Origin of the sequence: Roseobacter sp. MH60115 (assembly GCF_015644665.1) — a bacterium.
Taxonomy (GTDB): Bacteria; Pseudomonadota; Alphaproteobacteria; order Rhodobacterales; family Rhodobacteraceae; genus Roseobacter.
On record NZ_JADOBQ010000002.1, the window covers coordinates 600,421 to 620,849 of the forward strand.

Genomic DNA, 20,429 nt, shown 5'->3' on the forward strand with positions numbered 1-20,429 from the left:
TCCGTGTCAGTAGTGCGGCGGGCGTTCGTCACCGACCACAACACCGCCCGAGGCCTGCGCCTCGCGTTCGCCTTCGCGCTGCATCAGCATGAAGACCCGGCGCGTCAGCGTGGCAATCTCCGTCTCCTGACGGGCCACCACATCGGACAGTTCCTCAACCGTGCGCGTCAGATGCGCAATCTGTTCTTCCAGTTTTTCCATGGCCTGCGCCTAGCACGCGCGGGCGATCTGATAAAGACCGCGCCTTGCCCCCCTTGGCCCCTTGGGCTAGACCGCGCGCGACACCGACAAGCCAGAGGGCGAACCATGGCCAAACCCAAAAAGACCCCGCGGCCCAAGGCGGAAACGCCAAAGGGCTTTCGTGACTATTTCGGCGCTGAGGTCACCCAGCGCACCGAAATGCTGCGCAAGATCGCGGCGGTCTATCATCGGTACGGCTTTGACGCGCTGGAAAGCTCCGGCGTGGAAACCGTCGAGGCCCTGGGGAAATTCCTGCCGGATGTGGACCGTCCGAACGAGGGCGTCTTTGCCTGGCAGGAGGATGCGGATGCCGACAAGCCGGGCGACTGGCTGGCGCTGCGCTATGACCTGACGGCCCCCTTGGCGCGCGTCTACGCGCAGCATCAGAACGACCTGCCCAAACCCTATCGTCGCTATGCGATGGGACCCGTCTGGCGCAACGAAAAGCCCGGACCGGGGCGGTTCCGCCAGTTCTATCAATGCGACGCGGACACCGTCGGAGCGCCGTCTGTTGCGGCGGATGCCGAAATCTGCGCGATGCTCGCCGATTGCCTCGAAGAGGTCGGCATCCCGCGCGGCGACTACGTGATCCGCGTGAACAACCGCAAGGTGTTGAACGGCGTGCTCGAAGTTGCAGGCCTCGCAGGCGACGACAAAGAACGCGAACGTGGCATTGTGCTGCGGGCCATCGACAAGCTGGATCGGTTGGGTCCCGAAGGCGTGCATGCCCTTCTTGGTGAGGGGCGCAAGGACGAGAGTGGAGACTTCACAGAAGGCGCAGGACTTAGCGAGTTTCAAGTCAAGCTTTTGGTCGATTTTCTAGGTGTGGCCAAAAAGCTGGGATCAGTCGGCGAACCGCACACAGTGGAAGACGAGGCAGAGTTCAAGAAGAACAACGATAACTTACTAATTTATACTCAAGCTGAGTGGAACGGCTTTATCTGCGAGAGCCTTCGGTCGATTGTGCGGGATAGCACGGTGGGCAATCAGGGTGTAGATGAGTTGGAAACTATTGCTCGTCTGCTAGACGCAGGTGGCTATGGCCCTGACCGCATCGTCGTCGACCCCTCCGTTGTCCGCGGCCTTGGCTACTACACCGGCCCGGTCTATGAGGCCGAACTGACCTTCGACATTCAGGACGAGAAGGGGCGTACGCGCAACTTTGGTTCGGTCGCGGGTGGCGGGCGCTATGACGATCTGGTCAAGCGCTTCACCGGGCAGGAGGTGCCTGCCACGGGTGTCTCCATCGGCGTTGACCGGCTCCTCGCCGCCCTGCAGGCCAAGGGGCGGATGCACTCCAGCGAAGCGGGCCCTGTCGTTGTGACCGTCATGGATCGGGACCGCATGGCCGACTATCAGAAAATGGTTGCCGAGCTGCGTCAGGCAGGCATCCGGGCGGAGGTCTATCTGGGCAACCCCAAGAACTTCGGCAACCAGCTCAAGTACGCTGACAAACGCGGCAGCCCCGTGGCCGTGATCGAAGGCGGCGATGAGAAAGAGCGCGGCGTCATCCAGATCAAGGACCTGATCCTGGGCGCGCAGATCGCCGAAAGTGCCACGCTGGAGGAATGGAAAGACCGGCCCAGCCAGTTCGAAGTGCCGCGCGATGACCTGGTCGCCAAGGTGCGGGACATCCTCGCGCAACATGATCTGCCGGGCGGTGGCGCTGACAAATGATCACGCGCGCCCAAACGCTGGCGCGGGCGGCAGAGTTGCGCGCGCGCTTTGAAGCAGCCGGGGCCCTGCCGGTGGAGACGCCCATTCTGCAATCGGCGGAAACTCTGCTCGATCTTTACGGCGAGGAAATCCGCGCGCGCGCCTATGTGACGTCCGATGCGCTGCGCGGCGAACAGATGCTGCGCCCGGATTTCACCGTTGCGGTGGTGCAGATGCACATGGCCAACGGGGCGGAGCCTGCGCGCTATACCTATTCCGGCGAGGTGTTTCGCCGTCAGGAGCACGACCCGGACCGCGCCAATGAATATGTTCAGGTCGGTTATGAGGTGTTTGATCGCGCCAATCCTGCCGCCTCCGATGCAGAGGTGTTTGCCCTGATCGCGCAGGCCGTGGCGCCGTTGAACCTGCGCGCCACAACGGGGGATATCGGGCTTTTGACCGCCGCCGTGCGGGGGCTGAAAACCACCGAGCCGCGCAAGGCCGCCCTTTTACGCCACATCTGGCGACCGCGCCGGTTTCGGGCGCTTTTGGACCGGTTCTCGGGGCGCACGCCTGTGTCCGCCCGTCGCGAACAACTGCTGGCAGGCGATGTCGCCTGCGACGCGCCGCTGGTGGGTAAACGCACACAGACAGAGATCGACCGCCGCATCCAGACGCTGCGCGACGATGCCAAGGCACCGCCGGTGAGCGCCGCCGAGGTGGATCTGCTGGATGCGCTGCTGGGGGTGCGGGAGACACTGCCCTTCGCACTGGAGCAGCTGCGCGACATCGCGGTTGATCTGCCATCAATCTCTTCGGCGGTGGATGGCATATCGAGGCGGGCGGAGGCTTTGGCGGCGCGGGGCGTCGACGTGGAAAACCTGCCGTTCGAGACCAGTTTCGGGCGCACATCGATGGAATATTATGACGGTTTCGTTTTTGGCTTCTTCAGCCCGAACCGTGCCGATCTACCGGCCCTTGCGACCGGTGGCCGCTATGACGCGCTGACGCGCCGGTTGGGGCAGGGCGCAGAAATCCCGGCGGTGGGCGGGGTATTGCGCCCTGGTCTGATGCTGGAGTTGGAGGCGCAGGCATGAGCGTGAAACTGGGCGTGCCCTCCAAGGGCCGGTTGATGGAAAAGACCTTCGACTGGTTCAGCCAGCGCGGTGTGCGCCTGACCCGTACCGGGTCGGAGCGTGAGTATGCCGGTGCCGTGGGGGGCATTCAGGGGGTGTCGTTGGTGCTGCTCTCTGCGGGGGAAGTACCTCGCGAACTGGCAACGGGTCGGCTGCATTTCGGCGTGACGGGTACCGATCTGGTGCAGGAAAAACTGCCGCTCTGGGAACAGCAGATCGAACCGGTACAGGAGTTGGGCTTTGGCCACGCCGATCTGGTGCTGGCAGTGCCAAAAGCCTGGGTGGATGTGGATACGCTGGATGATCTGGATGCGGCGGCAACGGCGTTCCGGGCCGCGCATGATATGCGCCTGCGCATTGCCACCAAGTATCACCGGCTGGTGCGCGAGCACCTGCGCCAGGGGGGCGTTGCCGATTACGCGCTGGTCGACAGCCAGGGCGCAACCGAAGGTACGGTGGCCAATGAAACGGCGGAGGCCATTGCCGACATCACCTCCAGCGGCGAGACCCTGCGCGCGAACCACCTGAAAGTCCTGGGCGACGACCCTATTTTGCGCTCGCAAGCCACGCTGTGGCGCAGCCGCCTCGCGCCGGCATCGGAGGCGGATCGCAAGGTCATTGATGCATTGACGAAGCAGCTGGCGGGTTAAGGCTCAGAGCACCCCGATCTCCGCCAGCGCGCGGTTCAGCTCGACCGGCAGCGGGTCTTCGGATGCACGTCCCTTGGGCAGGTCAGGTGGGGCGTCGCTGACCGGAAGGTAACGCCAACCCTGGAACGGGCGTTTGAGGCTGCTTTGGGTGCGGATAACTTCCGGGTCGAGCACGATGGCGCAACGGCGGATACCGTCTTCGCCGATCATCTCGTCTAGGCGGATGATCCGCTGGCGACACTGCAGCGTGCCCTTGACCACCCAGTAGATGGAGCCGCCGTTCAGGATTTCAGCCTCGCGTTTGGGCCACATGCGAGTGATGTGGCGGGGCAATCCGTCCGGCCCCTGTGCCCGCTTGGTCGCCTGCCATGCGATCAGGGTGTCCACGCTTTCCGAGCCCACGGAGAGCTTGATCAGATTGACTGATTTATCCACAGGTTTTCCCACTGACATAACCCCAGAATCTCTTCCACCCTACACTATATATATTAGTTTGACCGTTCCCGCCTTCAACTTCTTGTGGAAAACAGCGCGAATCTGCGGTAGTTTACCGACCTGCTTCCCACAGAGGATATCGTCGATGACCCGCTTTTCCGCCCCGATTGCCGAACAGATCTGGGATATGAAGTACCGTTTCAAGGAGGCCGACGGCACGCCAAAGGATGTGACTATCGAAGACACCTGGCGGCGGATCGCCAAGGATCTGGCGCGGGTCGAGAGAAAGCCCGATCATTGGGAAGAGAAGTTCTACGACGCGCTTGAGGATTTCAAGTATCTGCCGGCGGGCCGGATCACGGCGGGGGCGGGGACCGCACGGTCTGTGACCCTCTTCAACTGCTTTGTCATGGGGACGGTGCCCGACAGCATGGGGGGTATCTTCGACATGCTGAAAGAGGCCGCGCTGACCATGCAGCAGGGCGGTGGAATCGGTTATGATTTCTCGACGATCCGGCCCAAAGGCGCGGACGTGAAGGGGGTGGCCGCGGATGCCTCTGGCCCGTTGAGTTTCATGGACGTCTGGGACGCCATGTGCCGCACGATCATGTCCGCGGGGTCCCGTCGCGGCGCGATGATGGCGACGATGCGCTGTGACCACCCGGACATCGAGGACTTCATTGCGGCCAAGTCAGATCCGGCGCGGCTGCGGATGTTCAACATGTCTGTGCTGGTCACGGATCCCTTCATGGATGCGGTGAAGGCGGATGCGGATTGGGAGCTATCCTTTGACGGCAAGACGTACCGGACCGTGCGCGCGCTGGATCTGTGGAACCGGATCATGCAGGCGACGTATGATTATGCGGAGCCAGGCGTTATCTTCATTGATCGGATCAACGCCGCCAACAACCTGAATTATTGTGAGACCATTGCCGCGACCAATCCCTGCGGCGAGCAGCCCTTGCCGCCTTACGGTGCCTGCCTGCTCGGGTCCATCAACCTGTCGCGCCTTGTCAAAGATGCCTTTGAAGGGACCGCGGCACTTGATGTAGACGCCTTGGATGAGCTGGTCTCCACAGCCGTTCGGATGATGGACAATGTGGTGGATGCCTCCAAGTTCCCTCTAGAGGCACAGGCGGCGGAAGCGCAGGCAAAACGGCGTATCGGGCTGGGGGTGACGGGTCTGGCCGATGCATTGCTGATGGTTGGCCTGCGCTACGGGTCCGACGCGGCGGCGCGTCAGACGGAGGACTGGCTGCACCGGATCGCCCGCGCCGCGTATCTGGCGTCGGTGGATTTGGCAAAGGAGAAGGGGGCCTTTCCGCTTTTTGATGCGGAGGGGTATCTTGCGTCCGGCACCATGCAAATGATGGATGAAGACGTGCGTGACGCGGTCCGTGCCCATGGTATTCGCAACGCGCTGCTGACCTCAATCGCGCCCACGGGCACCATCAGTCTTTATGCCGGGAATGTGTCGTCGGGGATCGAACCTGTGTTTGCCTATGCCTACACCCGCAAGGTCCTACAAAAGGACGGCTCGCGCACGGAGGAAGAGGTGGTGGATTATGCTGTCCAGCTCTGGCGTGAGAAATTCGGTGACGCGGCGTTGCCGGAGTACTTCGTCAACGCGCAGACACTGGCGCCATCCGATCATGTGAAAATGCAGGCCGCGGCGCAAAAATGGGTGGATTCGTCGATTTCGAAGACAATCAACTGCCCGGAGGACATCAGTTTTGACGCCTTCAAGGACGTCTATATGCAGGCCTGGGATACAGGGTGCAAAGGGTGCACAACGTATCGGCCGAATGCTGTGACGGGATCCGTTTTGAGTGTTTCGGAAGAAAAGCCGGCTCAAGACGCGCCCGAAGTGATCACCTCGTCGGATACTGAACCGCAACTGCCTCATGGTGACGTGATCTACATGTCCGAACCGCTGGACCGGCCCAATGAGCTGGAAGGTAACACGTATAAGGTGAAGTGGCCCGACAGCGAGCATGCGCTTTACATCACCATCAATGACATTGTGCTGAATGGGCACAGGCGCCCCTTTGAGGTCTTCATCAACTCCAAGAATATGGAGCATTTTGCCTGGACCGTTGCGCTGACGCGGATGATTTCGGCGGTTTTCCGGCGTGGCGGCGATGTATCCTTTGTCGTTGAAGAGCTAAAGGCTGTCTTCGACCCGCGCGGGGGAGCGTGGATGCAGGGTAAATACATCCCGTCCATTCTTGCCGCTATCGGCGGTGTGATTGAGCAGCACATGATCGCGACAGGGTTCATCGCGGGCGAGGGCATGGGGCTGAAATCCGATCCACAAGCGCAGGTTGTCGGGCTGGATACGCCGCGTGGACAGGCCTGCAGCAGCTGTGGTCAATATGATCTGCGGATGGTGGAAGGCTGTATGACGTGCGGGAATTGTGGGTACTCTAAGTGTAGTTGATTTGGAAGAAACGCATGTGGACTGTGGAACGACAAATAAGGTGACATTTATTGACGCCGAGTTGCCAGTTCTCGGCGTCTAACCTGCAACCTTCAAAGCAGCCTTTTGCGTACACCATTATTTGTGTTGGCGGGGAGTAGTCATTCGTTGTACCTGCACGACCACCTTTTTTGACGTCTTGCCAATAGTATCTTGCAGCTTTGTTCAGACGACCAGTCTTGCCAGGTTTGATTTCAAAGTACTTTTTGCTTGTACGGTGTCCATGCGCCAAATGTCAGAGAGCCCACGGGTTGCCTTGCTCAATGATGAAAGAATATCGTTGGTTGCAAACGGTGCGTCGGTTTCTGTCAAAACACGCTCTCGTGGCATCAAAGATACCGCAGCTTTGCCTTTCGCACTTCGCAACATTGGAGCACCAACGGAGAACCAACATCCAAGCTTGATCGCTCGTTCCAGTTCGGAGCGGTTCCCCGTAAACCAATGTAAGACCGGAATACCACATCCAGGGTGCTCTTCGATCTTATCAAGCACTGCGTCCGCAGCGTGTCGACTGTGAATAGAGATGATCTTGGATCCGTCATTCCTGCAAAATGAAAGAATTCTGCCGAAAATCTTGGCCTGAGCTTCTTTCGAACTCTCAAAATCTTTTCCACCATCTAAGCCGACTTCACCAACATATCGGGTTTCACCGAGCATTCTTTCAAACAGCGGCAACTCGTTGGGTCGTTCGCCAATAAGCTGTGGATGGTAACCGAGAGCAGTTCTAATACGACCATCCTTTTCTACTAGCCGTGATGTCTTTGGAAATGCCCTAGGAACGGTCGTCACCGACAGCACGTATACTTGCGCAGCTTCCAGTTCCCGCACGGTGCGGGTTCGGTCTTTCATCAAGTCGAGGTGACAATGGAAATCAATCACATTAGATGCCTTGGCTTTTAAGGAAATCTCTTAGTTCCTTGAGACCACGATCGTAGACGGAAAGCCACTTTTCTCGCTCGACGACATCGATAGGTAGAGGGCCAGACTTTAATGCATTTATGAGCCTCTGCTTTCTTGTTTTTGGCTGAACAGCCCGAACCACGGCCATCAGGTCATCTTTTTTTGTACCATCAAGTTCAGCGAAGTTTTGGGGTATTGAATAAGTATACGCTGTGTTGTCAGAGATACCCGCTTTGTGGAAAGAAGCTCTGCGAATCAAGCAAGGCAGGCAGCGGCCACATTGCTCACTCTTTCGTTTCCATTTACCGCAGGACACAGTTTGGCTGGCGTATCTTTGATCACTCGCGTTTAGCGCTGCATCGATCATCATTTCGCCTTTGGTCATGGTCCAGAAAGGATTTTCTATGATTGCTTTGATGCCGACGCGTGAAAACAATTCTTGCATCTGGGACAAGTAATTTGGATGGGCTGTACGAGTGCTGTGCGACCCTATTCGTCGTGGCGTTAGCGGCGCGTTCAAAGCAATAAAGCCATTTTCCGGTATGTATAGTGGCACGTGGCTTAGCCCGTTGAGCTCGGCGACTGCATCAGCACAGACTGCTGCCATTGCCAGAAAATTGAAGCTTCGTCCTCGCATCGTCGTGTCGTTTGAACTTCCAGATTGTCTTGGGCTTGCATTGAAAGCAAATCGTTGAAGAGCTTGCCCCAAGCGATCGTACAGATAGTTCTGCCGTTGCGCGTCTTGCGGATAGGAGTGGCTGACTAAGATTGGGTTATTGCCCTTTGCGATAAGGTGCTTTGCACCAAGCCAGCTGTCCAAACCTCCCGAGTACAAACAGACACTATCAACGCCTAACAGGTTCGACTTCTTTCGAAGGCGGCCACCAATCGCGTTTGGTTTGGATGGACCATCCTGCAGGAATGTAAACTGCCAGTGATCTCCCGTCAGGAAGTTCAGTAGTCTCTGTAGCAACGGTTTTGCGGCTGTCCATTTGGCTGGTTGTACAACAGGTACATGCAGTTCGAAATCTCGCGCCCAACCATTATCCGACACATCTTCTCTACGAAAAAAAGTGTCCGCAGCAGTGACCGCCATCGAAATCGTAAGAAAATCGAACGCGGCAGTGCTCGTCGGCGCCCCCAGACGTTCGACTCTGTCCGATAGGGTTTTGCCAATGAAGCCTGCCTTATCAATATGGTGGCAAGTTCCATAAAGTCTGACTATGCGAGAGTTGTCCGCAATGGTCACAGTTGGGGAGATTTCTTCGGTTTGGAAGTGCACAATGCATTTAGTCATCGAAGCGCTCCCAAGTTTGCCAAACGTGTTGTGCTGCTGTGCGCATATATCTTTCGACCGCATCTGAACCTAGTTTGATGCCCGTTTGCTGCACCTGTGACGCAAAGGACTGCTCAACGTGTTCTCTCGTCAGGTCCAAAATTTCTGTCTCACATTTAGCGTTTGTCACTACATCATCAGACCGGTTCCAAGAATTTCCGGCTTCATTTACAACGATCTGAAAAATCGACTGAGCGAGGTACTCAATCATTATTTGCGAAATGTTATCGTCAGTCAGTGAGTTCGGATCAAAATCAGCGTCAATGTCAAGCACCTGCTCAATTGCCTCTTGAACAGCAACATTGATAATGTCCGTATCGGGGCTGTCGCCACCTACATGTTCGGCGATCGCTTGGGCAAACTGATCTACTGTTTTTCCTGTATAGCGCCCAGCATCTAACCCCTCGACATCATTGCCATCGGCAATACTTTTCAGCGTTTCGCCGAATGTACCGCCGGACGAGATTACTCGGCCCAAGCGTCTCGGGCCGATATTTGCTCCTCCCGAAGCTTGTCGCGCAAATCTGCCTAGTGACTTCTGGAGAGGTGCCTTACCGCCTCCACCTGAAACGTAATCACCAAAACTCTTGCGAAAAGACCTATATCGATTTGGGTCGGATGCCGGTAGCGGAGCTCCGGGCTGGTCATCCGCCCATTCAGGAACCAAAGGGTTACGGCCACGTCCACCTTTGGATGAAGCAGAGGTTCCCATTACTGGCTACCTTTCCGCAGTGTTTCGATCAGACTCTTCAGCCAAGCGGCGGGCTGCTGGACGCCTGACAAGAAGCGCAAAAGTTCATCTCTAGTTTCAGCGTGTTTAGTCGCTAGTGCTACAGCGCCATTGATATCTGGACGTTTGCGAGACCAGTCGCCATCTTGGCGCAGTGTATTGATCAATTCACTCATCGCAGATGATCGTTCATCTGGCGGAATAAGATCAATAGCGGTTTCCGCAGCCTTTGAAGCTCGTGTGGGAACCTTTAGGAGCGCTTCAATCGCCTTGACCGTATCGGCGGAAAGCGCAGTGTTTTTGATCTGCAGGGGTAGAGTTTCCCTTGCCAGGTAAACAGCAGCCCGTAAGTCTATGTTTGAAAGATCAGGCGGCAACTGTCCCCACTCGGCGATGAAGTCCCTATGGTCATGCCAGCTCTCCGGAAATCCAGATGTAGAGTTTTCGATTTTCTCCAAGCTGCTAGAAGATAACCCCTTAGCCTTTCCTTTCGGAGAAGCGTTCACAAGCTTGAGCAGATCGCCGAAAGCTCTGTCGCTTGTGCACCTTTCAAACAGAGAAACCTTCGCAATGACGGCTTCGTCCAGGTTCATCTTTCTCCTAGTGGCAAGGCCATGCCGCATTCGTACGGTGTTCATCATTCTCTTAATTATGCGCGGGTTCCCCAAAACTGCCTTTGATTGCGCAAGCGTGGGCGCAATTCTGAGGACATTCTCGATTTGGGTTTTCAGGTCCGCATTGGCAGAAACTAACTTAGAAAGTTCATCCAACGAGAACTCTCCGTTTTCTGACCAAGAATTTTGAATTGTTTCCAACAGGTAATTTCGGGCGCTTTCCAAAGCCATCGCATCTACAGTCGAAGAGCGAGACAACACCAACATACAAAGGAACGCTCGTACTTCCTGCATGCCTAGCCTCGGAACTGCCACAGGGAATTGCACCAGCTTATCCAGATAGTCTTCGACATGCTTCTTCGAGGCGCCCGAAAAATGAGTGGCAACAGCGTGACGAACCATATCGACATCTGCTGCAACGACAAATGCGGTGTTCGGCAGGGAAAGAAACAATCGCATTGCTTCGAGGTTTTCGATTGCGGTCTTCGGAAGGCAGCGGTCAAGGTTATCGACGAAGACAACCATGCGTTTATCTAGGCCATCCAACAGAGCCGAGAACTCCGCTTTAAACGCAGCGATTTCTTCTGGCGGAGATTGAACCTCTTTTGGATCAATTAGTCCTTTCAATTTACTGGTCGCAGTGTGCGCACCATCCTGAATGGCTGTTAAGTCTTCGGCGTCTCCTTCGCCGGAAAGTGCATCTCTGCCAGATTCGATGGCTCGGGACACAAAACCGAACGTGGGTAATCCGAACGCGGCCATCCCGGCCTCAGCGCCAAGGCCTAGGAGTCTGAGTTTGTTCACCCGACGAAACAGACCTTTTGCTTGCTCTTTTAGGTTTTCGGGCGCCTCCGTTATGAGAGTTTGAGAAATGACGGTCATAAGGGCCGATTTTGCTTCGTCAAAACCTTGATACAGCCAAGCATCGAACTCAATTACGATAGTATTCCCACCGTCAGCGAGCCGTTTGTTTACCAGTTGTAGGATGCTGGATTTTCCAACACCCCATCCACCATAGACCCCCACTGATAGTGGTAATAACGTATCATCTGAGATCATGTCGCAGATCATTTCAGCAACTTCAGAATGGTTGAGATAATCAATGTCAGTTTCGTTGTCGGACCACATAGAAATTTCCTAATAAAGATGCCCGCAGGTTCGCTTAAAAAGTGTGGAGATGAAAGTAGAAAGGTTGCGACCCGCATTGGATTTGGGCTTGCACCATTACCGGGATCGTCAAAGCAAATGTTACGTTGCCCGCCGATACGCCGTGGCTTTCGGTAAAAGGATCGGGAAGAGAGTGCTCCACGAATGGCGGTGCTGGCAGATTGGGCTGGCAGCAGAACTTCGCAGCACATCGTGCGAAAGTCCGATATGAGGAGGACTCGATAAACGACTCGCCGACCTGGGTAAGTCAAACGTGAAGAAAGCTAACTGGCCAGGTGAAGGCCAAATCTGCTTATTTTAGTGTTCTCTCCTTCACTAGGTCGAACATTGCAGCAGTGGAAGGAATGCCAAGTATCATAGCTTTGCTCCGCTGGTCAGCCTTGCCGAGTTGACGCACGATGAAGCCGTGATAGTCCGCCACCCGCCCTGAGACAAAAATGTCGAGGTCCTCGAAAGGCTGACGTCGATTGCAGAAAGCGAAGGACTTTTGCCACCCATAGATGCGCCGACCAAGTGAATCCAAAGTGGCACTCTGCGAGTGCCTGGAATTCAAGGAGGCACCCTTGCTGAGAGCCTCCTTGATCGCGGATTTGGAGGCTGCGAGCGTCTCACGAACACCCTCTTTCATATTATCGATAGATTTCGCGCTCGGAACGCACCGCCCGGGCTGAAGCGTGCAGCCGAGAAAGTTGATAGCCTTGCTGCACTCTCCTTGCGCGGCTTTGTCGGGGCCATCTGCGGGTGTGTAAAGGCCAAAGCCGAAGTCTGTGAGGGTTCTCTCTGCATATTCTTTTGCTGCGTCAATGGATGCCAGATCCTCTCCAACCATGAGAATGTCGTCGATGTACCTCACGGCAGTCACGCCCATAGAATTTAACTTCTGGTCCATTTCGTAGAGCAACACGTTTCCGGCAAAAGCCGACAGCGAAGATCCTTGAGCAACGCCAATACCGCCTTTTGGAAACAGGTGCATGTAGCCAACAAGCTCATCTTTGTTCCCTAAATGAACCTCAAGGGCCTTCGCGAATAATTCAGTAAACGCTTCGTCCGCAGTTTCGCGCCGAACGAAATCGACCACCTTTTCCGTCGGAATTTTGGTGAAGAAGGCCCGGATGTCAGATTGGAAGTAGAACATTGCGCCGCTGTCGATGGCTGACATGATTGTTTCGATGGCGGGGCGGACGCCGCCATGTGGGTAGATCAGGCCGCCGACACCATACTTGGAGCAGTTTACATCATTGATGCACCCAAGCCTATCATCGCGAACGGTCTCGTAGCGTGTGTCTGGGTCACGCAAATTGCGAGCGTGCCTCGGCTGTAATACTTGTAGAATAGCCCTCTGAACAACCCGGTTCTGAATTGTTGAGATTGCTATGGGCCGTGGGTCCTTTCCTGCTGCAAGACGTTTTCGCTTCTCCTTTAAGACGCCCTCAACGGGATCAAAGGAAAGCTTGTCCGTGCGTAGCTGAGTGATAATGCGCTTAAGGTGGCGCTGATGGGCATGCTCGAATTCAGAGGCCTTACCCCGAATGTCAGAATTACCCGAGCTCAAAGCGCTCCGTTTCACGTGTCGCCAAGCTGAAAAGATATTCTGTTCGCTTCTAACTTCTTCAAATAGTGATTTCGTCATATTCTTCGCTCGGGTCCTCCGCTCATACAATCCCGACCGTTGACGGACACCCATCCTCCGCGCACGGCATGGCCGCTACGACAGACACCTCAGCGGCAACAGCCACCTTGGCGAGGTCTCCGTGGCGCACGATCCGCATGGACAGGTCCAGCTTCACGTCGGACGCCATGGGGACCATGGACGCTACGGCGAGCGCGAACAGAATTCCACGCATGCCGGTAATCCAGCTCAGGCGAGCCGGTTTTTCGGAGCAAATTCACACATTTCGTCACCTTTCACCTTAACAGGTTTTTAGCAATGTCAAGCGCGTTTCGCCCCGGCCAGGCCCGCCGCTTTGAATGCTTATCTGCTGCTTGGAGGCCGTCAGAAGACGGAGCATTCACAGCTTCAAAGCCAACGGTCAGGCTCAGCCCATCCTCCGCGCACGGCATGGCCGCTACGACAGACACCTCAGCGGCAACAGCCACCTTGGCGAGGTCTCCGTGGCGCACGATCCGCATGGACAGGTCCAGCTTCACGTCGGACGCCATGGGGACCCATGGACATACCAGATATAGTGGTACTTTGGCGTACTGACTTCAAGGGAAGCTCGGAAATATTAGCTCCATGGGATTATGAAAGTGGCGGACTGGAGGCCCACCTCTGGATCGGGTGGGGTGACCTGAGGGCAATCTGTGGTTACCTTTCGTAGCCGAACAAAGCGTGCTGCTACGCGAGCACGAATGCCCGCTGAGGAAGGTGTGGCAGTCATTCACGCGGCGTGGCGCGAAAGGCAGCTCAGGGCCGGTCCAGACCAGTTTGCTCCAGTCGACCCTAAAGAGCGACTGTCAAAAACTCAGCCCTTCACTCTCGGCCCCACGACGCGCGTTGGCAAATCCCTATCTGTTGATCGTCCACGCTTGTGCGCTCGAACCCTTACTACTTTTCCGTTCGAATACCGTCTTTCATGTTCGGCCACCCAATGTTCTGTGGGCGCGGCTCGGCTTGCAGCTTGCGCCTCTTCAAAACGAAGCCTTGCCCGTTGCTCAGTCATATGCCGTTCAGCTGCAGGTCCAATTCGAATGGTGACGTGAGATTTTAGAACTTCGGTCATCCAAGCTTTGCCAAATTTCCGTGCTGATTTGGCCTGAGATGTCGATAGGCTCGAAACCTCTTGCGACAGAAGATCGTCTTCACGCGCTGCAAGAGCTGCAAAGAGCATAAACCCGATCACCATCTCGTAGGTGAGTTGCCCTTTATGTTCCCCGAAATATTCTCTCAACGAAGCTTCATCGCGTAATAGTCCCGCTCTCATAAATCCCGCAATTACGGTCCTTTTGAGTTGCCAACTCGCTCCGTTAAAGTCAGGCCGACCATCTTGTGATTTTGATATCTCCAGAACAAAGGGCGCATCAAAAAAAACGGTGTCTGTCATTGCTGAAAAAAGGCGCACGGTCAGCTTGTCCGAAGACCGGTTATCAAAGAGGAACCCTCGTTGATGCCGGTTGCTCAGTTCTTCTTCACTTAGGGTCGTTATTCCTCTCGCAACACGATTTTCCCACAGCTTGCGGTCGTCGTATTCGATCCAAATGAGGTCACGTGGCAGGTCGACGTCACGGACATAGCCTTGAATGTCGGACTCTGGCCGGTTCTCCCATGGCATCCCTTGGACATCCATCCTCAAGGAATCGAGATAATTCGCTGCATTGTGGTCTAGCAAATAGATCCTTGCCGAAGAGAGATCGCTAAGAACCCTTTGCCAGTGCTGACGGATTTCCTCAGACTGGACTAACTTCCCATCGGGGCCACGTATGTCCACGGGTTGCTCGTTCTCGAGATGGTGACCGAACTTTAGCGCGATTGTCTTGTAAAGGATCATTGCATTTTCTCAAAAACTACGAAGCCAATGTGAGTTGGCTCGAACAGCTGTCACACTTATACGCATGATATTTGAAGCCAATTGGCAGAGCACTAGCTGATCCAGCTTCCACCGAATTTGGCATTAAGTACAACCGGAAAAAACAGACATCAGGCAGATCGAAGACCTGTTGATGGTGCATTCCGAAAGTCAACATTGTCGACGTCCAAAGACGTCCGCTTCGGGGAAGCCGCGTTGCAGAAAACCCAAAGGTATGAACGGCAGCTGCTGGCCGTTCCCAAAAATCGGTCTCCCTCATCCAAAATATGGGCTCTACACTGGCTCCGATGACCGCAAAGATTTCAAACATGTTGCGCACTATGCGAGTTTGGATATTCCTTACGTTGCAATTCAGTGAACTGAATTCTTGAGAAGATAAAGCTTGATCAATGGCCAGTATATTTCCTAAGAGGTTGAGCCGGCATAAGAGGCAGCAAAAAAGTTTGTTTGTGCTTAACATGAGTAGAGAGAGCAAATTTCTAAGTCTGGTGCTTCGGCACAAACCTGAAGAAATTGATCTTCAGCTCGATACGCATGGATGGGCTCGCGTTGACGAGTTGCTGCGAAAGCTTAAGAAATCCGGTCGGAAACTCAGTCACGACGAGCTCATTGAGATTGTTGAAATGAGCGACAAGAAACGCTTTACACTGTCTGAGGACGGAAGGCGTATCAGAGCGGCACAAGGCCATTCGATTGAAGTCGATCTTGGCTTGAAGCCGCGACAGCCTCCATGCGAGTTGTATCATGGAACGGCCAGCGCGAACTTGGATGCGATCTTTTCAAATGGTCTGGTGCCGGGGAAGCGTCAACAGGTTCATCTGTCTCTTGATCCGGATACCGCTGAACGTGTCGGGCAGCGCCATGGTCGGCCAGTTGTGTTGCGCGTTGAAGCTCAGCGGATGTTTGACGACGGTTTTGAGTTTTTCCGCGCCGACAACGGTGTTTGGCTTACCGATGCGGTGCCTGCACGCTATTTGGGCTTTGGTCAGATTTCAGAACAGTAGAACCAGGCGGTTTTACGAGAGGTCGCAGAAGCCACATGCGCAGATGCAATAAGTTAATAATCGTTTTGATTATTAACTAACCATTTGAAATAACGATATTAATTGGGAATTTTGCACCTGATTTATCTTGTGCGCCTCACCTGGGTTTGTATTGTGTACACGAGGTGACACCAGATCTGATGTACCGAGAAGACGGCTGATTTCTGAGGCAAACAATTCAATGGATGAACAGCGCACGGATGCAGAAACTCTGAAGTACCAGCTCAAGATGGCTGGACTTGCGCTGGCTGATGTGGCCGAGAGCGTCGGTGTCTCACGTAGCCTCGTAAGCAAAGTGATCCATCGCAGCCGGAGTTCAGAACCGGTTCAAGAATTCATTGCGAAACAGCTCGGGACGTCGGTCGAAGAACTGTTTGGCACGGATAAACCAAAAAAGGAGAACCCGGATGAATAAATAAGCAACCCCCGGGAAGACGAAAACCCTCTTTCGTCAATGACGATCGAGGGCTCTCAGTAGGTAGATTTCTAGGCCACCTCTGACGAACTTCCCTTCTCATACGCCAAAAGTCAAGCTGCGACGCCGCTCTGCGGCGGCGCTGGCTATTGTTTTTACGTAAAATGAAGGAGGCGCATGATGTCGTCACCAGAATCTGGCCCTGTGGCCGACGATCAACAACAATCTAGCCCGAAATCGGAACTTGAAGCACGGCAATCCTATGTCGATTGCTCCCAAGGAATCGTGAGGGTTCCAATGGGCAGTGCCGGAACCAGAAAGCTCAGCAAGAGATCGCGTCAAAGTAGCCGGGGAGGTATCCCATACTTTAGCCCAAAGTTGAAAAAATATGTGACTCTGAAAACTGAAAGCCATCTGGAGGGGGCTTGTCACTATGTCGCAATGGCGGATCCGAATGTTGTGCACATCTGGGATCAGCCCAAATCGGTGAAATACTATGAATGGGATGGTCGCAAAGCAGAATACACCGCAGATGCACTGATCGAATACCGATCCGGCTTCAAAGTACTGGTTGAAACAAAGCCTTCTGCGATCGCGATTAAACGCCAAACGGAACTCAAGCTAACGCGGATTGCGGAATTTGTGCCGGCTGACTTTGCCAATCAGGTTACGTTGTTCACGGAAAAGAGCTGCCCAAAGTGGCTCGTCGCCGATGCGCGCCGCCTGCATGAGTTTCAAAAGCATCCTGACCCTGAAGCGGATGACGCGATCCGCGAAGTAATCGATCGCCTGAGTGGTACGACCACTTTGGGAGCACTGGCGGGGAAGATTGACCTGGCTGGCCGAGGCTTCAGGGCAGCATTTCGTGCCGTTTTTCGGGGTGAAATCCAACGGGCAAAGGCGGGATCGCTAACCGCTAGCAGCTCTGTTTTCAAAGCGGAGGCAGCAGCATGAAGGTTGCACCCATTTTCCGCATCTATCCGCATGACAAGGTGGACTACAACGGAGCAACGTGGCGAGCGTTCGCGCACGGTCCTAACGGCGTCACACTTCGCTGCAGTGACAATCCCGAGGTGTTTGACACCATATCCCACGAAAAGTTGCGGCGCCTGTTAAAGGCTCCGCATTTTAAGATTTGGCCGGGGCACTATTCCCAGAGTTCGGCCCGTCTTCGGGCACTGGGAACAGAGGAGTTGATCGCTGATCAGCCTCTCTGGCAGCAGCAAAAAATCCGGGACCGGCTGTTTTGTATTCAAAGATGGTTCACCGAAGAAGATGCGGGGAGAGTGAAGCGCACTCCGCTCAACGCTAAACCATTCATCACTGCACTAGATATCGAAATGATGAAAAGATGTATTGGAAGGACGCTTCAGCACAAGAAACGGCAAACCGGACAAATTGTAGAGGTAACCTTTGGCCCGTCCTTTGATACCCTGATGAGGTGGGTCAGGAAGTATGAGAAGTCGGGCTACAACCCTCTCAGTCTCAAGGATGGCAGATGCAATTCAGGCAATCACAACCGAAAGTTCTGTGATGAAACATATGCGTTCATAGACACCCAGATTCTGGCATATGCGTCTCCGGAAAGGCGTTATGCAAATGAAGTCGCCTTTGAGACGCAGCTTGCAATCGATGACATGAACGAAGCTCGTCTTGAGGCGGGCCAAAACCAACTCGGTCGGCCCTGCGCCAGGCAGATCGAGCGGTATATTTCCGAGCTTCCACCCTTCCTTGTAAAATGCGAACGCGAAGGCATAGATCGCGCACGAGGCATTTTCAACTGCTCGTCGACTGGTCTTGAAACACTCTTGCCATGTGAGCGTTTCGAGATGGACGGCTGGAAAGGCGACGTAATGCTTCTGCTTCATGATGCAGGAATATCAAGTACACTGCCGCCCGAAGTTTTACAGAGAATGCCCAGAAGCCGAGTCTGGGTCTATGTCGTCATCGATCATGCCACACGCTGTGTTGTCGGGCTTCGTGTTGTGCTGAAAGGCAGTGCAGATGAAACAGTCCGTGCCCTCGAGATGGCAACCCGCGACAAGACGGCGATATCTGATGCCGTCGGCACGACTTCTAATTGGGTTGAAGGAGGCGGATTCTCAACCGTCGTTTCCGATCAGGGCAGTGAATTTGCAAATGAGCAATTCGAGACGGCAGCAATTTCAGCGCTCGGTGCGTACGAAAGAAACCCTGCTGCCGCCCCATCTCTTAGGGGTGTCAATGAAAGGCTCTTTGGGATTTTTTCAACCAAGATCACCCCGATGATGAGTGGCCGCACCTTTGGAAATATCTTTGAGCGGGGCGACATTGATCCGGCTTCGACCGCCGCCTTAACGCCGGAACAACTTCTGCGGATTCTGATTTGGTATGTTGTCGATATTTATCACCGGACCCCTCACGCAGGTATCGGGTACGTTGCTCCCTCAGTCAAATGGGCCGAGCTTACCAAGGAGGTAGGGACATCTGCGCCGCCGGACGGCTACCGGATGCGTGCGGCATTTGGAGAGATGATCACCCGTCAGGTTGACGGTACCGGTGTCCTTGTGAATGGGATTCGGTACACAAGTCCGAAGCTAAGAAAATTCTTCATCGACAACTATATGTGTGACGTCGATATTCGTGTTGATCCTTACGACATTAGTTGGGTTGTTGTTCGCGTCGATGACAACTGGATTGCGGCATATTCTACCATTCCTGATCTTGAAGGGGTGACATCCGAGGAATGGGCTGAGGCCAATCTCGCGAAAAAACGAAAGGGGCAGGTGCAGTTTGAACGCGACCTGCCAGCCATTCGAAAAGCAATTGCAGCCATCAGAAAGATCAACGGGGATGCTGCAGCTCTGGTGGGTCTAACTCCTAAGAGGTTGACTGCGGATTACATAAACCAGTTGGAAGAGGAGCTCTTCAATGGTGAAGAAGTCATCCCATGGCGCGATCCGGAGCCAGTTCCTGATGTTGGTCAGGTTTTCACTGGCGGTATGCCAACCGGTCAACCCAAACAGGGTGAGAATGACCTAGAGTCTCCGATCGTCGAAGCTCCAAAGCCGTCAGGCCTGAAACCCAAATGGACTCTGGAGGGCGGAGAATGAGCGACTTGAGCAGAGAGGAAACTCTGGCAAACAGCGCTGATCGCATGGTTCAGCTCGGCAAATTGTTTGTGCGCCATGATCGGTTTGTTGATCTTGAACATCGTATTGCTGCCTTGGCCAGGCAGCGGCGTGCTGAACTCAAATTTGGGGAGATCAGGAGGCAGAAGGGGCTCTCAGTGATCGGCGAGTCTGGTGCGGGAAAATCAGAAGCACTTAAGAAAATTCGTCAAAACTACTGTGTACCGCGCAAAAACGCGCCCGATGAACGCGTCGGTGAGTTTGTGACGGTCGAAACACCTTCACCGGCAACTCTGAAGTCAACCGGCATCGCAACACTGGAAGCCCTGCAGTTTGAAATTGTGGGAAAACTAAGTGCGCCTGAACTTTGGAAGTTGGTGCGCCATCATCTCGCCGAGCACAAGGTGTTCTTTTTGCATTTTGACGAGGCTCAGGACTTCATTCTAAACCAGTCTGGCCGTGAAGCGAGCAGCGTGATCAACACGATCAAGAGCCTGACCCAATCTGAGACCTGGCCGGTTTCGGTTATATTGTCAGGTAATACCGTTCTGGCCGATATTCTGGACAGTGACTTTCAGCTTGGACGGCGGCTTCCACCCGTCCATTTTGAAAATCTGGCACCAGAAGCCGACCTGGATGATGTTCAACACATCCTGTCACAATATCTTAGTGCTGCGAAGCTGGAGTTTAAGCCGCCCACGGAGATGAGCGATTTCTTGGCAAGGCTGATAGTCTCTGCTTCGGGGCAGCTTGGTCTGGTTTTCGAGTTTATTCTGGAAGCAATACAGCTTGTCTTCGACGCCGGTAGAACAACCCTGGAGACAGGTGATTTCAAAGAGGTCTATCAACATCGTACCGGAGCCGTGGATGGCGCTAACCCGTTTGTTGCGACCGATTTCAAAAGCATCAATACGCGGGTCGTTCTGGAAGGGAAGCTGGTCAGGAAAGGGGGGCACAATAAGCCCTGGGCATTGTCATGAGGCGAGCAAGA

Annotated in this window: 18 protein-coding genes; 9 read left to right on the forward strand and 9 right to left on the reverse strand. The window is 54.6% G+C overall.

The annotated features are described in order from the left end of the window. Nucleotides 1-6: 6 nt before the first annotated feature. Complete coding sequence (locus ISX84_RS08545; protein WP_195819915.1) at nt 7-201, reverse strand: SlyX family protein; 195 nt, start codon at nt 199-201, stop codon at nt 7-9. A 105-nt stretch (nt 202-306) separates the two neighbouring features. Between ISX84_RS08545 and hisS the strand changes: the two genes are divergently transcribed. From hisS to hisG, 3 genes are read left to right on the forward strand one after another with little or no spacing between them, the layout of a single operon-like run. Further along, nucleotides 307-1,917 (forward strand): histidine--tRNA ligase, encoded by a 1,611-nt coding sequence (hisS, locus tag ISX84_RS08550; RefSeq protein ID WP_195819916.1) that lies wholly within the window; start codon nt 307-309, stop codon nt 1,915-1,917. Beyond that, nucleotides 1,914-2,993 carry an ATP phosphoribosyltransferase regulatory subunit gene (locus ISX84_RS08555; RefSeq protein ID WP_195819917.1) on the forward strand — a complete coding sequence of 360 codons (1,080 nt, stop codon included), beginning with the start codon at nt 1,914-1,916 and terminating at the stop codon, nt 2,991-2,993. Before hisS ends, ISX84_RS08555 begins: the two co-directional genes overlap by 4 nt. Further along, a complete protein-coding gene (gene hisG, locus ISX84_RS08560; protein ID WP_195819918.1) occupies nt 2,990-3,682 on the forward strand; it encodes an ATP phosphoribosyltransferase in 693 nt (230 codons plus the stop codon). The genes ISX84_RS08555 and hisG overlap by 4 nt, the downstream gene beginning before the upstream one ends. Nucleotides 3,683-3,685: 3 nt before the next feature. Here hisG and ISX84_RS08565 read toward each other — a convergent pair whose 3' ends face one another. Next, a complete protein-coding gene (locus tag ISX84_RS08565; RefSeq protein ID WP_195819919.1) occupies nt 3,686-4,117 on the reverse strand; it encodes a DUF1489 family protein in 432 nt (143 codons plus the stop codon). Between the two features lie 145 nt (nt 4,118-4,262). Here ISX84_RS08565 and ISX84_RS08570 point away from each other — a divergent pair, with 145 nt between their 5' ends. Then, nucleotides 4,263-6,557, forward strand: a complete 2,295-nt coding sequence (locus ISX84_RS08570) for an adenosylcobalamin-dependent ribonucleoside-diphosphate reductase (RefSeq protein WP_195819920.1) — start codon at nt 4,263-4,265, stop codon at nt 6,555-6,557. Between the two features lie 204 nt (nt 6,558-6,761). Here ISX84_RS08570 and qatD read toward each other — a convergent pair whose 3' ends face one another. The 7 genes from qatD to ISX84_RS08605 form a co-directional block, all read right to left on the reverse strand. Next, entirely contained in the window at nt 6,762-7,475 is a 714-nt protein-coding gene (gene qatD / locus ISX84_RS08575; protein WP_195819921.1) for a Qat anti-phage system TatD family nuclease QatD, read from the reverse strand. 1 nt (nt 7,476) lies between these two features. Beyond that, nucleotides 7,477-8,793, reverse strand: coding sequence for a Qat anti-phage system QueC-like protein QatC (qatC, locus tag ISX84_RS08580; protein WP_195819922.1), 1,317 nt, complete (start codon nt 8,791-8,793; stop codon nt 7,477-7,479). Continuing rightward, the gene (locus ISX84_RS08585; protein ID WP_195819923.1) at nt 8,786-9,544 is read right to left on the reverse strand and encodes a hypothetical protein; all 759 of its coding nucleotides are present in this window, start codon (nt 9,542-9,544) and stop codon (nt 8,786-8,788) included. The genes qatC and ISX84_RS08585 overlap by 8 nt, the downstream gene beginning before the upstream one ends. Beyond that, nucleotides 9,544-11,304: a KAP family P-loop NTPase fold protein gene (locus tag ISX84_RS08590; RefSeq protein WP_195819924.1), complete on the reverse strand. Its 1,761-nt coding sequence runs from the start codon at nt 11,302-11,304 to the stop codon at nt 9,544-9,546. Before ISX84_RS08590 ends, ISX84_RS08585 begins: the two co-directional genes overlap by 1 nt. Nucleotides 11,305-11,635: 331 nt before the next feature. After that, the gene (locus ISX84_RS08595) at nt 11,636-12,973 is read right to left on the reverse strand and encodes a reverse transcriptase domain-containing protein (RefSeq protein WP_195819925.1); all 1,338 of its coding nucleotides are present in this window, start codon (nt 12,971-12,973) and stop codon (nt 11,636-11,638) included. A gap of 22 nt (nt 12,974-12,995) precedes the next feature. After that, complete coding sequence (locus ISX84_RS08600) at nt 12,996-13,187, reverse strand: hypothetical protein (RefSeq protein ID WP_195820303.1); 192 nt, start codon at nt 13,185-13,187, stop codon at nt 12,996-12,998. A gap of 621 nt (nt 13,188-13,808) precedes the next feature. Then, a complete protein-coding gene (locus ISX84_RS08605) occupies nt 13,809-14,831 on the reverse strand; it encodes a hypothetical protein (RefSeq protein ID WP_195819926.1) in 1,023 nt (340 codons plus the stop codon). 497 nt (nt 14,832-15,328) lie between these two features. On the opposite strand from ISX84_RS08605, the gene ISX84_RS08610 reads away from it, so the two are divergent. From ISX84_RS08610 to ISX84_RS08630, 5 genes are all read left to right on the forward strand, one after another. Continuing rightward, entirely contained in the window at nt 15,329-15,874 is a 546-nt protein-coding gene (locus ISX84_RS08610) for an RNA 2'-phosphotransferase (protein ID WP_195819927.1), read from the forward strand. A gap of 220 nt (nt 15,875-16,094) precedes the next feature. Beyond that, nucleotides 16,095-16,328 (forward strand): helix-turn-helix domain-containing protein, encoded by a 234-nt coding sequence (locus tag ISX84_RS08615; protein ID WP_170674715.1) that lies wholly within the window; start codon nt 16,095-16,097, stop codon nt 16,326-16,328. 180 nt (nt 16,329-16,508) lie between these two features. Next, nucleotides 16,509-17,282 carry a TnsA endonuclease N-terminal domain-containing protein gene (locus ISX84_RS08620; RefSeq protein ID WP_195819928.1) on the forward strand — a complete coding sequence of 258 codons (774 nt, stop codon included), beginning with the start codon at nt 16,509-16,511 and terminating at the stop codon, nt 17,280-17,282. Next, nucleotides 17,279-19,420 (forward strand): Mu transposase C-terminal domain-containing protein, encoded by a 2,142-nt coding sequence (locus tag ISX84_RS08625; protein WP_195819929.1) that lies wholly within the window; start codon nt 17,279-17,281, stop codon nt 19,418-19,420. The genes ISX84_RS08620 and ISX84_RS08625 overlap by 4 nt, the downstream gene beginning before the upstream one ends. After that, nucleotides 19,417-20,418: a TniB family NTP-binding protein gene (locus ISX84_RS08630; protein ID WP_195819930.1), complete on the forward strand. Its 1,002-nt coding sequence runs from the start codon at nt 19,417-19,419 to the stop codon at nt 20,416-20,418. The genes ISX84_RS08625 and ISX84_RS08630 overlap by 4 nt, the downstream gene beginning before the upstream one ends. Nucleotides 20,419-20,429: the final 11 nt, after the last annotated feature.

What these genes read in the sequence shown, in the direction of transcription:
- ISX84_RS08545 (WP_195819915.1), bottom strand. Translation starts at nt 201, where the DNA reads ATGGAAAAACTGGAAGAACAGATTGCGCATCTGACGCGCACGGTTGAG.
- hisS (WP_195819916.1), top strand. Translation starts at nt 307, where the DNA reads ATGGCCAAACCCAAAAAGACCCCGCGGCCCAAGGCGGAAACGCCAAAG.
- ISX84_RS08555 (WP_195819917.1), top strand. Translation starts at nt 1,914, where the DNA reads ATGATCACGCGCGCCCAAACGCTGGCGCGGGCGGCAGAGTTGCGCGCG.
- hisG (WP_195819918.1), top strand. Translation starts at nt 2,990, where the DNA reads ATGAGCGTGAAACTGGGCGTGCCCTCCAAGGGCCGGTTGATGGAAAAG.
- ISX84_RS08570 (WP_195819920.1), top strand. Translation starts at nt 4,263, where the DNA reads ATGACCCGCTTTTCCGCCCCGATTGCCGAACAGATCTGGGATATGAAG.
- qatC (WP_195819922.1), bottom strand. Translation starts at nt 8,793, where the DNA reads ATGACTAAATGCATTGTGCACTTCCAAACCGAAGAAATCTCCCCAACT.
- ISX84_RS08585 (WP_195819923.1), bottom strand. Translation starts at nt 9,544, where the DNA reads ATGGGAACCTCTGCTTCATCCAAAGGTGGACGTGGCCGTAACCCTTTG.
- ISX84_RS08590 (WP_195819924.1), bottom strand. Translation starts at nt 11,304, where the DNA reads ATGTGGTCCGACAACGAAACTGACATTGATTATCTCAACCATTCTGAA.
- ISX84_RS08595 (WP_195819925.1), bottom strand. Translation starts at nt 12,973, where the DNA reads ATGACGAAATCACTATTTGAAGAAGTTAGAAGCGAACAGAATATCTTT.
- ISX84_RS08600 (WP_195820303.1), bottom strand. Translation starts at nt 13,187, where the DNA reads ATGCGTGGAATTCTGTTCGCGCTCGCCGTAGCGTCCATGGTCCCCATG.
- ISX84_RS08605 (WP_195819926.1), bottom strand. Translation starts at nt 14,831, where the DNA reads ATGATCCTTTACAAGACAATCGCGCTAAAGTTCGGTCACCATCTCGAG.
- ISX84_RS08610 (WP_195819927.1), top strand. Translation starts at nt 15,329, where the DNA reads ATGAGTAGAGAGAGCAAATTTCTAAGTCTGGTGCTTCGGCACAAACCT.
- ISX84_RS08615 (WP_170674715.1), top strand. Translation starts at nt 16,095, where the DNA reads ATGGATGAACAGCGCACGGATGCAGAAACTCTGAAGTACCAGCTCAAG.
- ISX84_RS08620 (WP_195819928.1), top strand. Translation starts at nt 16,509, where the DNA reads ATGTCGTCACCAGAATCTGGCCCTGTGGCCGACGATCAACAACAATCT.
- ISX84_RS08625 (WP_195819929.1), top strand. Translation starts at nt 17,279, where the DNA reads ATGAAGGTTGCACCCATTTTCCGCATCTATCCGCATGACAAGGTGGAC.
- ISX84_RS08630 (WP_195819930.1), top strand. Translation starts at nt 19,417, where the DNA reads ATGAGCGACTTGAGCAGAGAGGAAACTCTGGCAAACAGCGCTGATCGC.